The sequence below is a fragment of the Flavobacterium sp. ASV13 genome (assembly GCF_000745775.1).
In the GTDB taxonomy this organism is placed as follows: Bacteria; Bacteroidota; Bacteroidia; order Flavobacteriales; family Flavobacteriaceae; genus Flavobacterium.
The window spans coordinates 545800-559377 of the sequence record NZ_JQJY01000004.1 but is presented as its reverse complement, the minus strand read 5'-3'; the positions used below and the strand labels follow the sequence as shown (position 1 = coordinate 559377).

The 13578-nt window shown below is 34.2% G+C and carries 13 protein-coding genes; 6 read left to right on the top strand and 7 right to left on the bottom strand.

The window, feature by feature from the left end; genetic code table 11:
- Nucleotides 1-231: 231 nt before the first annotated feature.
- From GQ47_RS13110 to GQ47_RS13090, 5 genes are all read right to left on the bottom strand, one after another.
- Nucleotides 232-819, bottom strand: a complete 588-nt coding sequence (locus GQ47_RS13110) for a YdeI/OmpD-associated family protein (protein ID WP_081909351.1) — start codon at nucleotides 817-819, stop codon at nucleotides 232-234.
- Nucleotides 820-2097, bottom strand: a complete 1278-nt coding sequence (pepT, locus tag GQ47_RS13105; RefSeq protein ID WP_035649132.1) for a peptidase T — start codon at nucleotides 2095-2097, stop codon at nucleotides 820-822.
- Nucleotides 2098-2217: 120 nt separating this feature from the next.
- On the bottom strand, nucleotides 2218-3360 hold the full coding sequence (locus GQ47_RS13100; RefSeq protein WP_035649129.1) for a formylglycine-generating enzyme family protein: 1143 nt from the start codon (nucleotides 3358-3360) through the stop codon (nucleotides 2218-2220).
- Nucleotides 3361-3461: 101 nt separating this feature from the next.
- Nucleotides 3462-4454, bottom strand: a complete 993-nt coding sequence (locus GQ47_RS13095; protein WP_035649127.1) for a DUF6515 family protein — start codon at nucleotides 4452-4454, stop codon at nucleotides 3462-3464.
- A gap of 86 nt (nucleotides 4455-4540) precedes the next feature.
- Complete coding sequence (locus tag GQ47_RS13090; protein ID WP_035649125.1) at nucleotides 4541-5746, bottom strand: OprO/OprP family phosphate-selective porin; 1206 nt, start codon at nucleotides 5744-5746, stop codon at nucleotides 4541-4543.
- 238 nt (nucleotides 5747-5984) lie between these two features.
- Between GQ47_RS13090 and GQ47_RS13085 the strand changes: the two genes are divergently transcribed.
- On the top strand, nucleotides 5985-7019 hold the full coding sequence (locus GQ47_RS13085; RefSeq protein WP_035649123.1) for a quinone-dependent dihydroorotate dehydrogenase: 1035 nt from the start codon (nucleotides 5985-5987) through the stop codon (nucleotides 7017-7019).
- Here the strand turns inward: GQ47_RS13085 and GQ47_RS13080 are convergent.
- Nucleotides 7005-7721 (bottom strand): DUF3307 domain-containing protein, encoded by a 717-nt coding sequence (locus GQ47_RS13080; protein ID WP_035649121.1) that lies wholly within the window; start codon nucleotides 7719-7721, stop codon nucleotides 7005-7007. The genes GQ47_RS13085 and GQ47_RS13080 overlap by 15 nt on opposite strands.
- Nucleotides 7718-8329, bottom strand: a complete 612-nt coding sequence (locus GQ47_RS13075; protein WP_035649119.1) for a hypothetical protein — start codon at nucleotides 8327-8329, stop codon at nucleotides 7718-7720. The genes GQ47_RS13080 and GQ47_RS13075 overlap by 4 nt, the downstream gene beginning before the upstream one ends.
- 281 nt (nucleotides 8330-8610) lie before the next feature.
- On the opposite strand from GQ47_RS13075, the gene GQ47_RS13070 reads away from it, so the two are divergent.
- The 5 genes from GQ47_RS13070 (at nucleotide 8611) to guaB (ending at nucleotide 13556) form a co-directional block, all read left to right on the top strand.
- Complete coding sequence (locus GQ47_RS13070) at nucleotides 8611-9477, top strand: beta/alpha barrel domain-containing protein (protein WP_035649117.1); 867 nt, start codon at nucleotides 8611-8613, stop codon at nucleotides 9475-9477.
- A 13-nt stretch (nucleotides 9478-9490) separates the two neighbouring features.
- A complete protein-coding gene (locus GQ47_RS13065; protein ID WP_035649115.1) occupies nucleotides 9491-9817 on the top strand; it encodes a hypothetical protein in 327 nt (108 codons plus the stop codon).
- A gap of 127 nt (nucleotides 9818-9944) precedes the next feature.
- The gene (locus GQ47_RS13060) at nucleotides 9945-10502 is read left to right on the top strand and encodes a hypothetical protein (protein WP_035649113.1); all 558 of its coding nucleotides are present in this window, start codon (nucleotides 9945-9947) and stop codon (nucleotides 10500-10502) included.
- Nucleotides 10499-11899, top strand: a complete 1401-nt coding sequence (locus tag GQ47_RS13055) for a DUF5723 family protein (protein WP_035649111.1) — start codon at nucleotides 10499-10501, stop codon at nucleotides 11897-11899. Before GQ47_RS13060 ends, GQ47_RS13055 begins: the two co-directional genes overlap by 4 nt.
- 184 nt (nucleotides 11900-12083) lie before the next feature.
- Nucleotides 12084-13556 carry an IMP dehydrogenase gene (gene guaB / locus GQ47_RS13050; RefSeq protein WP_035649109.1) on the top strand — a complete coding sequence of 491 codons (1473 nt, stop codon included), beginning with the start codon at nucleotides 12084-12086 and terminating at the stop codon, nucleotides 13554-13556.
- The last annotated feature ends 22 nt before the right edge of the window (nucleotides 13557-13578 follow it).

The window sequence follows — 13578 nt, the reverse complement described above, 5'->3', positions numbered from 1 at the left end:
GATTTTAACTGATTCCTCATACAATCTTGTCATTCCGAGGAACGAGGAATCTTTGTAAGTAGTTCCGCAACGAAAATCGCCAATCTTTGTAGAGTTTCTAGTGGAGATTCCTCGTTCCTCGGAATGACAAACTTTATGTTTAATTCTTCTATGAGGTCAAAAACGAAAAAACCTTTGTCAAAGTTTAAAACTTTGACAAAGGTTTCATATAGCTTGGAATTTGAAATTAAATTACCTGTATTTATCATTCAGCCCAACATTTGCTAAAATCATCGGAATTACTTTTTCGATTCTGGAAATTTTAGTTTTTTCCTGTTTTGCGGTTTCAATATATTCTAAAAACTCATATTGTTTATAAGGGCTAAACTTCTCAAAGGCTTCTTTTAAAGCCGGATTTTTACTCATTTCGGCATTAAGAAGTTCAGAAATAATAGCTTCTTTTTTAGAAGGTTTAATGACTTTTCCTTGTTTCTCGTTTTCAATTGCTTCTTTAATGTATTCTAAAATCACTTTTTCGTTGATTTCATCTTTAGAAGCAAAACGCCATTGTCGCAACGACTTTGTGACTTCTTCCTGAGCGTTAATTAATTTCTTTTTCTCATCTTTTAAGAAAACGCCATTAAAAAACCATAAAGCAAAATAATCTTTAAATCCGCCAATTCCAACAACGTTTTTTTTGTCGTAAACATAAACAGTACCGCCCCATTTTGTGGTTTCAGTCAGTTCAGTTTTATCGATAATGGCTTTAAGCAGAAGCAATTCTTCTTCCCACTGACTGCCGTATTTCCACATGCCTTTATTTTCAGATTTAGCGTCCAATTATTTTGTTTTTTTAGATTTTTCTGTTGTATCAAAAATTCCTGGAATGGCAGTTAATTCAGCAATTTTTACAATTACTTCTGTTGCCTTCTGAATGCTTTCTGCAGGAACATATTCGTATTTTCCATGGAAATTGTGGCCGCCGGCAAAAATGTTCGGACAAGGTAATCCCATAAATGATAGTTGAGAACCATCAGTTCCGCCACGAATTGGTTTAATGATTGGTTTGATGTTTAATTCGCGCATTGCTTTTTCGGCTATATCGACAATATGTTTTACCGGAAGTACTTTTTCCTTCATATTGTAGTATTGATCTTTTACAACTGGAATCACAATATCTTCACCGAATTTTTTGGCATATTTTTTATTGAAGTTTTTCGCAATCTTAAAAATAAGTTCTTTTCGTTTTTCGAATTTCTTTTTATTGTGATCACGAATAATCAGTTCCAAAACAGTTTCTTCGATATTTCCTGTAATATGGTGAACGTGGAAAAAACCTTCGTAACCTTTTGTTTCCTGAGGTGTTTCTCCTTTCGGAAGTTCATTGATAAATTCATTTGCCAAAAGCATCGAATTGATCATTTTTCCTTTTGCATATCCTGGATGAACGCTTTTTCCTTTGAAAGTAATTTTAGCTCCTGCAGCGTTGAAATTTTCATATTCTAATTCGCCAATCTGGCTTCCGTCCATTGTGTAGGCCCATTGCGCGCCAAATTTTTCAACATCAAAATAATGTGCACCACGACCAATTTCTTCATCTGGCGTAAATCCGATTCTGATTTTTCCGTGTTTGATTTCCGGATGCTGAATAAGATATTCCATTGCCGAAACGATTTCTGTGATTCCGGCTTTATCATCGGCACCTAATAAAGTTGTTCCGTCAGTTGTGATGATTGTCTGACCTTTGTATTGAAGTAAATCTTTGAAATAATTTGGAGATAAAACAATGTTTTTTTCAGCATTTAGAACAATATCTTTTCCGTCGTAATTCTTAACAATTTGAGGTTTTACATTCGCTCCACTAAAATCTGGTGAAGTATCAAAATGAGAAACAAAACCAATTGTTGGAACTTCATGCTCAATATTACTTGGCAAAGTTGCCATAATGTAGGCTTTATCGTCAATTGTAACATCTTGTAAGCCAATTGCTTTTAAGTCTTCAACTAATTTATTGGCAAGATTCCACTGTTTTTCTGTACTTGGTGTTGTTTGAGAATTTGGATCTGATTCGGTATCAATTGTTACATAACTGATAAAACGATCTATTATATGTTGCATTTTTTTGTTTTTTTAGCAAATATAGAAATTTTTCAATGGTATGATTTTAAAATTTTATTTGCAGTTTTGGGATAAAAAAAGAGATTTATAAATTTATAAATCTCTTTTAATTTTTTTCTGTTATTTACTTTTGACGCATCTAAAACCAAGATGATTCGCTGCAGATCGAACTTCGCCTTTTCCACGGGTTCCAACCATATATCTTGTACAATATTGATCTGTACATAAGAAAGAGCCTCCACGATGCACCTTTTTAATCTGAGTTGGATCATTTGGATCGTTGTATGCATCTGGTCCTTGAGGATTTTTTGTTACAGCTTCGTTTTCTGCAAGACTTTTGTAATAGTCAACGCTATACCAGTCGTTTACCCATTCCCAAACATTTCCCGCCATATCGTATAAACCGTAAGCATTTGGCGCATATTGTCCGGTAGGGGCGATTCCTTTAAAGCCATCTTCACCAGTATCACCATCTTTAATCGGAAAATGACCTTGATAAATATTAGCTTGAAATTTTCCATTTGGTTTTAATGAATTTCCCCAAGCATAAAGATTTCCTGTTTTTCCGCCTCTGGCAGCAAATTCCCATTCGGCTTCAGTTGGAAGTCTTTTTCCCGCCCATTTTGCGTAAGCGGCTGCATCTTCATATGCAATGTGTACAACAGGATATTTTTCTTTTCCTTTAATTGTGCTTTGTGGTCCATCGGGATGTTTCCAATCTGTGCCTGGTTCATAACGCCACCATTGCAGGAAGTTGTTTAAATTAACGGCCGCAGGAGTAGGAGTAAAAATTACAGATCCTGTAACTAAATCTTCCTCATTGGCAGTAGGAAATTCTTCTTTAGTGGGTTTTTGTTCAGCAACTGTTACATATCCGGTTGCTTTTACAAATTTTTCATATTCTTCGTTTGTTACTTCAGTTTGATCCATATAATAACCGTCAACATAAACACGATGAATAGGAGCGGCGTCTTTTGTAACACCTTTTATGCTGCATAAACTTTCATCTTCAACATTTGATCCCATAGAAAATTCTCCACCCGGAATCCAGACCATTCCTTTTGGTGCTTTTCCAGCAGGTTTGTCTTTGTTTTCAATAGTTGGTTTAAATGCAGATGCTTCGGTAGTACTTGGAGTTTCGGCACAATCCATTGCGACTGGTTTTTCTTGCTTTGGAGCAGCTAATTTAGTGTATCCCAAAGAGGCAATCGAAATGATTAAAATAGTCAGAAGTGCAAATATCCAATAGGTTTTATTTTTCATTATAATAGTTTTTAATGCAGTGGTTGTTAATTGGGTGATAAAATTATAAAAATAACATCATAATAGTCTATTTATTTTATAGAATTTATAGATTATTTATTTTAGCTTTCTTTTTCAACCAAAACTACTTCATATTTATCTTTTCCATCAACTTGCACTGGTTGATAATAGGTTTCTCCAAATTTCACATATTTTACATCGCCAATAGTTACTTCTTCACCTCCTTCAGGTAATTTATCGACTATTGTTCCGGCTGTAGGAGCAACTACGGTGTACTTACTTCCGTCTTTTTCGTAATACGTTCCTCCGTAATAGTAATTATTTACGGTTCCCGTATTTACGGTTTCTGCGCCGCTTGGTATATTATTTACTGTTCCTCCAACAGGTGCGGGAACAGCTGTGTAGCCTCCACTTGTCGATGTATACCAAACTCCTTGATCATAATGATATTTCTGGTTTTCAACACTAACGATGATTGCTGTCGTCGCTAGGGTAGCTACGAAAAATCCCCACGGATGCCAAACAGGTCCCCAATAAAAAGGTACATAAGGACGTGGATAATAAGGGTGATAGCAATTGTATCTGTATCCGCCATAAACATAAGGAGGACGAGCATATGGTCTATAGCCAGGTCTAACCACGGTGTTTCGATTGTTGCGTACGTGTACACTATTGTTGACGTTAATATTAACGTTGTTTCGGTTAATAGTATTGCCGCTTATGTTGGTATTTCTGTTTCCAGAATTGTTGATTCTGTTTCCATTATTTGAAATTCTTCCATTGACATCTTTATTACGGATATTTGAATTTGCGGTTCCGCCATTAATTCGGGTTCCGCTATTGTTTGCTCCTGGGCGAGATATGTTATTTGTTGATGGCCTTGACTGAGTTGGTCTTTGAACGGCTGGTCTTGACTGATTCATTGGTCTGGCTTCTCTGGCAGGTCTAGCTTGTCTGACTTGACCTCCACCGCCACCTGCTCCGTGAAAACCACCGCGTCCGCGTTGTGCAAAACTGTCAATTGAAATCATAAAAAGTGATCCCACGAAAAGTATACAAACCGTTTTTCTTATTGTTTTGGTTATATTTTTCATTTTCAGAGTTTTAGTTTTATAAAGTTATTAAAAAAATGATTTCTCTTTTAAAATTTAACTATAATTCAGTTAAGCAAGTTTACCGGCTATAATGAGATATCCCATTGAATTCTAAAGCGCCAGCCTTGTTCTAAAGGCAGCGTTTTATCCTGAAAACTGAAATAACTAACTTCTGAAGTTAGTTTGTTTTTATGTCCATTAAAAAACCAGTTAAAAGCAATAGTTGTTTCTTCTTGTTTATTTTGTTTGATTGAATCATCAGGACGATATCCAGCATGTCTGGCGGCCATTTCTAATTTTTTTGGCCACCATTCAAAAACATTACTAAAGAAATAGCCTGCCTGAATATAATAACCTCTTAATGTTGTAGTCTGGTCAAAATTTAATTTATCGATGATGTCTTTTGTATGCAGTTCGCTTTGCCAGGAAAAACCACGGTACATAAAAGCAGTTTCAATATTCCATTGATTTACTCGATATTGACCAGGTAATCCATTTTCAAAACCCTCTAAAGATCCTCCGCCTGATTGTGAAAATCGGGTATAAGGGCTTCGATTTGTTAAACCTGAGATTGCGATAATTGGTGTTGGTTTTTCATGAAATTCCAAATCACTTCCTTCAAAATCTAAAAATCTCCCTAGAAAATTCCATTGAGCGCGTCCAAAATACATTAGATTTCCATCGTCGTTTGCTGTATTCCCTCGTCCGGTTCCAGTAAGTGCTGCGGCCCAATAATTAAAATCTGCAATTCCGGCGCCCTTAAGATGTCCGTAAACTTCAACTCCCATTTGCCTGTCAGCAGTAAAAGGACGGTTTATTAAAGATCGGTCAACGGTTTGCTGTTCGCCGCTGCTTATAAAACGTTCTCTTGTATATTCGACTTTCCATTGGCCGGCTTTAAAACTGAGCCATTCCCATTTTTCAACCATCAGCCTAAAATCTAATAAATTAGACTGGCTGAGTTCGTATTCCCAATAATATTTCAACCAAGGATGAAAAGCGTGTCCTCCAACTTTTAATCGGGCTCTGTTGATTTTAAAAGTTGTTTTTGCTTCCTGACTGTAATCGTCATAAGTTAGAGGATCTGTATCATTGGGAGTAGAAAATCGGAATTGGAGTCTGCTTTGTAATTGAAAAAGAAATTTATTGTCTCTGGTTCTTAGCTCGATTCCTTTGGAACCATAACTAACATTGATTAGTTTCGTTGTGTCTTTTTCTAGTTGAGCATTAGAGCAAATGGGAATGAAGAACAATAAAAATGCAGGCAGGTATTTTGTGATTTGGTTAAACATATGCTTGATTTTATTATTGATTCTTTTTTATTTATCAAATTTTTGAAATGAATATTATGGAAAAAATTTCTTCAATATTTCAAAATTAAATAGAAAAGACTTTAATAAGTTTAATATAAAGTCTGACTTTGTTTCATTTTATAACTTGAAACGTTTTATAATTTGTTTTCTATAAAAAAGCACCTTTTTAAACTATAATATTTAAATTTGCACCCGAAAACAACACAACAAAATTCTTATGTATAAATTGATAATTCGCCCGATACTTTTTTGGTTTGATCCAGAAGAAGTGCATTACTTTACTTTTTCATTTGTAAAATTCATTTCAAAAATCCCAGGAGTTTCGTCAATTATAAGAGCCATTTATGAAGTGAAAGATGCTCGATTAGAGCGAGAAGTTTTCGGAATTAAATTCAAAAATCCGGTTGGACTTGCAGCAGGTTTTGATAAAGATGCGAAGCTTTATAAAGAACTTGGAGATTTTGGTTTTGGTTTTATTGAAATTGGAACTGTAACTCCGGTTGGTCAGGAAGGAAATCCTAAAAAACGTTTATTCCGCTTAAAAGAAGATCAGGCTATTATTAACCGAATGGGATTTAATAACGGCGGTGTTATTGAAGCTGTAGAACGTTTGAAAAAGAATTCAGGCGTTTTGATTGGAGGAAATATTGGAAAAAACAAAGTAACGCCAAACGAAAATGCTGTTGATGATTACATCATTTGTTTCGATGCCTTGTTTGATCACGTTGATTATTTTGTAGTAAATGTGAGTTCGCCAAATACGCCAAATTTAAGAGCGCTTCAAGATAAAGAACCTTTAACGGCTTTATTACAAACATTGCAGGACAGAAATGTTGAAAAGCAAAAAACAAGCACTCAAAAAGTAAAACCAATTCTTTTAAAAATTGCTCCAGATCTTACAGATGAGCAATTACTAGATATTATTGATATTGTAAAAACGACTCAAATTGCGGGTGTAATTGCAACAAATACTACGATTTCAAGAGATGGATTACAATCTGCAAATCAATCTGAAATGGGAGGTTTGTCAGGAAAACCATTAACAAAACGTTCTACTGAGGTAATTCGTTTTCTTTCAGAAAAAAGCAACAAAGCATTCCCAATTATTGGAGTAGGAGGAATTCATTCTGCCGATGATGCGATCGAAAAACTAAACGCAGGAGCAAGTTTAGTGCAATTGTACACTGGTTTTATTTATGAAGGTCCAGCGCTGATAAAAGCAATCAATAAAAAAGTTTTAGGACAATTGTAAAAGAAGCGCCTGAATAACAAGTCCGGCCACTATTGCAATTCCAAAACTTATTAAAGTTCCAATCATTACATATTCAGTAAGTTTTCTGTCTTTGGCTTCTTTTAGATCTCCAAATCTAAAAATAGATTTTGCAGCCAGTAAAAATCCGATTGCTTCAAAGTGATTGGTTAAGATAAAACAAACAATTAGGAGACGTTCCAATATGCCAATGTAATTACCTGCATTGGCAAGCGAATTATCCTGATGGCTGTTTTGGCTTTCCGGACTCCAAATTGAAATGATGGTTTTGATAAAAATGGAAGTGGGTTTAGTTACTAATAAAAATCCCGTGATTAAAATCCAAAAATCATTCAAACCAAAAAAAGGAATAATGCTATTTCTGTGATAAAAGAGTGCAACTCCAATTAAAATTAGAAGATGTGCAATTTGATCAACTACAAACCAAGTACGTTTTGTTTTTGCTTTCTGAAAATTCAATTTAATTAAATCGATAATTCCATGTGTAACAGCTATTAATATAGCATAAGGAATAAAACCTATGTCACCAATTAAAACTGCAGCTAAAACCCCGTGAAGTAAAATATGTAAGTATAAATAAATACTTTTATGTTTATTTGCTTCTTTATCTTTCACCCAAGAATTGGGTTGCCAAATAAAATCGCCTAATAAATGTGCCAAAAGCAGTTTTACGAATAAAATCATAGGGCAAATTGTTTTATTTGTGTTCTGAAATATCGATCTAAATTCATTACTAAATCAAATTGAGCGCGTTTTTGTCTTCGGCTTACTGCAGCTTGATTAATGCCTAATTTCTGTCCAAGTTCTTCCTGAGATAAACTCGGATTTTCAATTGCCAAAGCAACAAACTCAGCGGATTGTACCAGCCAACTATCCATAAAAGTCAAAGCGAGTTGCAGCATCAAATTCATTTTTTCATCAAAAGCCAAATCTCCTGTTCGCAGAGCCAACGTTACTTTTTGCTTTTTTAAAGTATCAAAAAGTTCACCTGAATTAATAAAAGCTGAGCCGTTACTTTCGGATATTTTTTCAGCAGTATGTGTTTTATCTCCAAAACCAATACTCATACGTGCATCAGATTTTATAGCTCTTAAACGGGCTTTTATCAAAATTGCGGTCAACAAGGCATCTTCAGGATTATTAACTTCAATTTGAAATTCATCGCCTCTGTAAACTTCCCATTGACTTGGTGTCGCACCAAAGGGAGCCAGAATTTTTTTCAAATCTTCTACCCAATGATTTGATTTCTGCTGTCTTGAACCAATAATGTCGCCTGTAATTACACTAGTCATAACCAAATATAATTAAAAAATAATAAACTTTCTATTACAAATATAAGTAATATTTTTTATTATTACGTTTTTTGGTAATATTTTAATTTATTACACTTTTTGGTAATTTTTAAAACTATTACCACTTTAAGTAATGTGTTTTATATTAGCGTTACAATTTATTAAGTTCTTATTTAAATGAGCTTATATGACTAATATGATTAAAAAAATCAATCTGGAAAAGACTATAATTTTTATTTCTTTAAAAAAGAAACTAACTTAGCATTACAAAAGAAAAAGTTTTGAATAAAGAAATCAAGATTATCGAATGTCCGCGAGATGCAATGCAAGGCATCAAGGACTTTATTCCAACAAAAAACAAGGTTACTTATATTCAGGCATTGCTTCGAGTAGGTTTTGATACTATTGATTTTGGAAGTTTTGTGTCTCCAAAAGCAATTCCGCAAATGCAGGATACAGCCGAGGTTTTGGCACAACTTGATCTTTCGGAAACTTCAAGTAAATTACTTTCTATAATTGCCAATACCCAAGGCGCAGCTCTGGCTTCAGAATTTGAATCTATTCAGTATTTAGGGTTTCCTTTTTCGATATCTGAAAATTTTCAGATGCGTAACACACACAAAACGATTGCAGAATCTTTAATTACTTTAGAAGAAATTTTAAACATTGCTGATAAAAAAAATAAAGAAGTTGTAACCTATCTTTCAATGGGTTTTGGAAATCCTTACGGAGATCCCTGGAATGTGGAAATAGTAGGAGAGTGGACAGAAAAATTGGCAGGAATGGGCGTTAAAATCCTTTCGCTTTCTGATACCGTAGGAAGTTCGACGCCAGATGTAATAACGTATCTTTTTTCGAATTTAATTCCGAAATATCCTCAAATTGAGTTTGGAGCGCATCTTCATACTACACCAGACAGCTGGTTCGAAAAAATTGATGCAGCAGCAAAAGCAGGCTGTACACGTTTTGATGGAGCGATTCAGGGATTTGGTGGTTGCCCGATGGCGACAGATAAGTTGACAGGAAACATGCCTACAGAAAAATTGATTTCGTATTTTACTGCCAATAAAAAAATAACAGGCTTAAATTCGTTGAGCTTTGAAAGTGCTTATAATGAAGCTTCTAAATTGTTTGGTAAGTTTCATTAATTAAGAATGGATTATGAAGAATTTTAAACTTTGGTTGGAATTTGAAGAAGTAGATCCTGATAATTGGAACGTTAACAATGATTTTTGCAACATACATGTCGAATTGAATGATGGACGAAAATATGGATTAAATATTTGGACTTATAATTTTCTTAAAACTGCAGCTGATTATAATGTTGTTTCTGGTGAAAATTTAAAAGGTTTATATATAATTCCGCCAGATTTATTTGTACAAGAATTAACTAGAGATTGTATTGAAAAAACAATTGATGATCTGCTAAAAAATGGTAATTTGGAAGAAGTGCTAAACTTAAGTATAATTTCAAAAAATGAAGATTAATTAATTCCCTTTCTTTAAGCTTCTAAATTGTTTGGCAAGTTTCATTAAAAAAATTCTTATATTTACTTATCAAAGCAATAAAAGCAACAGTCCCCAGTTGTTACTATTATCTTAAATTCTTTCAACCATGAAATTGAATTGTATCAATAGTATCTTAAGGGTTTTTGCAGTAACGATTTTGTTTGTATCGTGCTCAAGTGACTTAGATTTTGATCAGGTAAATGATTTGAAATTAGAACCCGTTTTTATTGCAAATCTTGCCTATTTTGATATTCCAGCAAATGAATTAGTAGCAGATGGAGGAACTCAGATTATATATGACTCCAGAAATTTTGATATTTTTAAAAAGCAGTTTCTTAGAGATTATCTAAAAAAAGCTGAATTTGATGTTGAAATTGAAAACACTATTGAACGCGGTTTTGTAATCAACATGCTGCTTCTTAATTCTCAAAATCAAATTCTAACGACTATTTCTTTTGTTGTGCCCGCTTATAAAGGAAGTCCAAATGTTATTAAATATCCTACTGAAGTTTTTGAAAATCAAAGATTGGAACTTTTAAAACAAACTCAAAATATTGGTTTTGTTGCCTTAATGACTTCAGGAGTTCCACTCGATGAAAACAGTTTAGGTAATCTGAAGTTAAGATCAAGTACAACAACTTATTTTGAAATAGAAGCGAAATGAGGGCAAAATACTTAATTTTAGGACTGCTTTTTCAGCTTTCTTGTTTTTCTCAAAATAAGGAAGTCCTTTATAATTTTACTTCCATTCCTCAATCTTTATTAGTAAATCCAAGTGCCGATGTTTCGTACAAATATTATTTTGGTGTTCCTGTCTTGTCTGGAGTTTCAGTAAATTTAGGATCAAGCAGTTTTTCTGTCTATGATTTATTTGCTGACAATGGTGTTGATTTTAATGATAAAGTCAGAAATATTGTAAACAAATCTTCTCGAAATGATAAAGTCGTTACTAATCAACAGCTTGAAGTATTTTCGGGAGGTTTTAGAGTAGGAGGTAGCGAAAGTCGTTCTTATGTTTCTTTTGGAGTTTATCAGGAATTTGATTTTTTTATGTACATGCCAAAAGATCTGGCTTTGCTGGCTTTAGATGGAAATAAAGATTACATGGGAAAAGTTTTTCACCTTGACGATCTTAACGTAAAAGCCGAAGTGCTTTCTGTTTTTCATGTTGGCTTTCACAAAAAAATGAATGATAAATTGGTACTTGGAGGGCGTGCTAAACTTTATTCCAGTGGCGCAAATGCAGTTTCTACTCATAATTCCGGTTACATATTTACTGGGCAGCAGCCGGGAACGGTTAATCTTTATAGCCAAATTATTTCATCTAATTTAGAACTTAAAACATCAGGAATTTCACGTTTTACAAAAGATGAATATGATGGAAATATTGCCAGAGACATTGCTCATAATACTTTTTTTAATGGAAGCTTAGGTTTGGGTGTAGATGCCGGCGTAACGTATTATCCAAAAGAAAATTTTCAGATCACTGCAAGTATTATTGATCTCGGATTTATAAATCAGTCAAAAGATATTGAAACGCTTACTTACAAAGGTACATATCAATATCAAGGTGCAAATCCTGATTTTTCGGGTACTGATGATCCGGAGAATGTTTTTGCCGAATTCAAAAAAGCAATTCCGAGAGATACCTTATATAATAAGTACACGACCTGGCGTCCAACAAAAATATATGCATCACTCCAATATTCATTTGGATACTTTCGCTCCGATAATGATTGCAATTGCAAGGAGAATATTAAAGAACGCTATCGGAATGCAGCAGGAATTCAGCTTTTTGGTATGACAGCTCCACGAGAACCTCTCGTTGCAGTAACTGCTTTTTATAAAAGAAATATTTTTGAAAAATTAGATTTAAAAGCTACTTATACTATTGATGAATTTTCAAGCACCAATATTGGTCTCGGACTTTCAGGAACAATCTGGAAACTGAATATGTATGCTTTAGTCAATAATGTTTTGGAATATAAAGATATTTCTAAAGCTAGTAGCGCAGCATTTCAGTTGGGTATAAATTTCGTTTTTCAGGATTCAGAAGATTAATTTTTAATTCTGATAAATTAAGATTTAGGCCGTATTTATTGGTAAAATTGGAAATTGGAATTTTAAAAATTCATGTTTATTTTTTGAAAGGTTTTTCCTGTAAATACAATTTTATGAATTAGTTAGTATTCAAGTTAGCAATTTATTCACTATATTTGCACGCAATTCAACTAGAAATTGCACCATGATAGCACACAACTCCAAGATTATCGGCGAAGGTTTAACTTACGACGATGTATTATTAGTACCTAACTACTCGAATGTGCTTCCTCGCGAAGTGAGCATTAAATCAAAATTCTCAAGAAACATCACATTAAACGTTCCAATCGTATCTGCTGCTATGGATACGGTAACAGAAAGTGCAATGGCAATTGCTATGGCACAAGAAGGCGGAATTGGTGTTTTACATAAAAATATGACTATCGAACAACAAGCAGGAAAAGTTCGAAAAGTAAAACGTGCTGAAGCAGGAATGATTATCGATCCGGTAACATTACCATTAACTTCTACTATTGCAGACGCAAAAAATGCGATGAAAGAATTCGGAATCGGTGGTATTCCAATCGTGGACGAAAACAGAATCTTAAAAGGAATTGTTACCAATCGTGACTTACGTTTCGAGAAAAATGGTGCAAGACCAATTGTTGAGGTTATGACAAGCAAAAACTTAGTAACTGTTGCTGAAGGAACTTCATTAGAACAAGCAGAAGTTGTTTTACAAGGTCATAAAATTGAAAAATTACCAGTTGTAAATGCTCAAAATGAATTAGTTGGTTTAATTACTTTTAGAGATATTACAAAATTAACTCAAAAGCCAATTGCTAATAAAGATTCTTTTGGCCGTTTGAGAGTTGCTGCTGCAATTGGAGTTACTGGAGATGCAGTTCAAAGAGCTGAAGCTTTGGTTGCTGCCGGTGTAGATGCAATCATTATCGATACAGCACACGGACACACAGAAGGTGTGGTAAATACATTAAAAGAAGTAAAAGCAAAATTCCCTCAAATAGATGTAATTGTTGGAAACATCGCAACGCCAGAAGCTGCTAAATATTTAGTAGAAAATGGAGCAGATGGAGTAAAAGTTGGAATCGGACCTGGTTCTATCTGTACAACTCGTATCGTTGCAGGTGTTGGTTTCCCTCAATTCTCTGCAGTTCTTGAAGTTGCTGCTGCAATTAAAGGAACTGGAGTTCCGGTTATCGCTGATGGAGGAATTCGTTATACAGGAGATATTCCTAAAGCTATCGCTGCAGGTGCTGACTGTGTAATGTTAGGTTCGTTATTAGCAGGAACAAAAGAATCTCCGGGAGAAACAATTATTTTCGAAGGAAGAAAATTCAAATCATACCGTGGAATGGGTTCTGTAGAAGCGATGCAAACAGGTTCTAAAGATCGTTATTTCCAGGATGTTGAGGATGATGTTAAAAAATTAGTTCCGGAAGGAATTGTTGGACGTGTTCCTTACAAAGGTGAATTAAACGAAAGTATGCTTCAGTTTATTGGAGGTCTTCGTGCCGGAATGGGTTACTGTGGATCAAAAGATATTCCAACTTTACAGGAAACAGGACGTTTTGTTAGAATCACATCAAGCGGAATTACTGAAAGTCACCCACATAACGTTACAATTACAAAAGAAGCTCCAAATTATTCTAGATAATTTTTAGTTTTCATGTAAAAGC

Coding starts and splice junctions, on each gene's coding strand:
- pepT (WP_035649132.1), bottom strand. CDS start 2,097: ATGCAACATATAATAGATCGTTTTATCAGTTATGTAACAATTGATACC.
- GQ47_RS13100 (WP_035649129.1), bottom strand. CDS start 3,360: ATGAAAAATAAAACCTATTGGATATTTGCACTTCTGACTATTTTAATC.
- GQ47_RS13095 (WP_035649127.1), bottom strand. CDS start 4,454: ATGAAAAATATAACCAAAACAATAAGAAAAACGGTTTGTATACTTTTC.
- GQ47_RS13090 (WP_035649125.1), bottom strand. CDS start 5,746: ATGTTTAACCAAATCACAAAATACCTGCCTGCATTTTTATTGTTCTTC.
- GQ47_RS13085 (WP_035649123.1), top strand. CDS start 5,985: ATGTATAAATTGATAATTCGCCCGATACTTTTTTGGTTTGATCCAGAA.
- GQ47_RS13080 (WP_035649121.1), bottom strand. CDS start 7,721: ATGATTTTATTCGTAAAACTGCTTTTGGCACATTTATTAGGCGATTTT.
- GQ47_RS13075 (WP_035649119.1), bottom strand. CDS start 8,329: ATGACTAGTGTAATTACAGGCGACATTATTGGTTCAAGACAGCAGAAA.
- GQ47_RS13065 (WP_035649115.1), top strand. CDS start 9,491: ATGAAGAATTTTAAACTTTGGTTGGAATTTGAAGAAGTAGATCCTGAT.
- GQ47_RS13060 (WP_035649113.1), top strand. CDS start 9,945: ATGAAATTGAATTGTATCAATAGTATCTTAAGGGTTTTTGCAGTAACG.
- GQ47_RS13055 (WP_035649111.1), top strand. CDS start 10,499: ATGAGGGCAAAATACTTAATTTTAGGACTGCTTTTTCAGCTTTCTTGT.
- guaB (WP_035649109.1), top strand. CDS start 12,084: ATGATAGCACACAACTCCAAGATTATCGGCGAAGGTTTAACTTACGAC.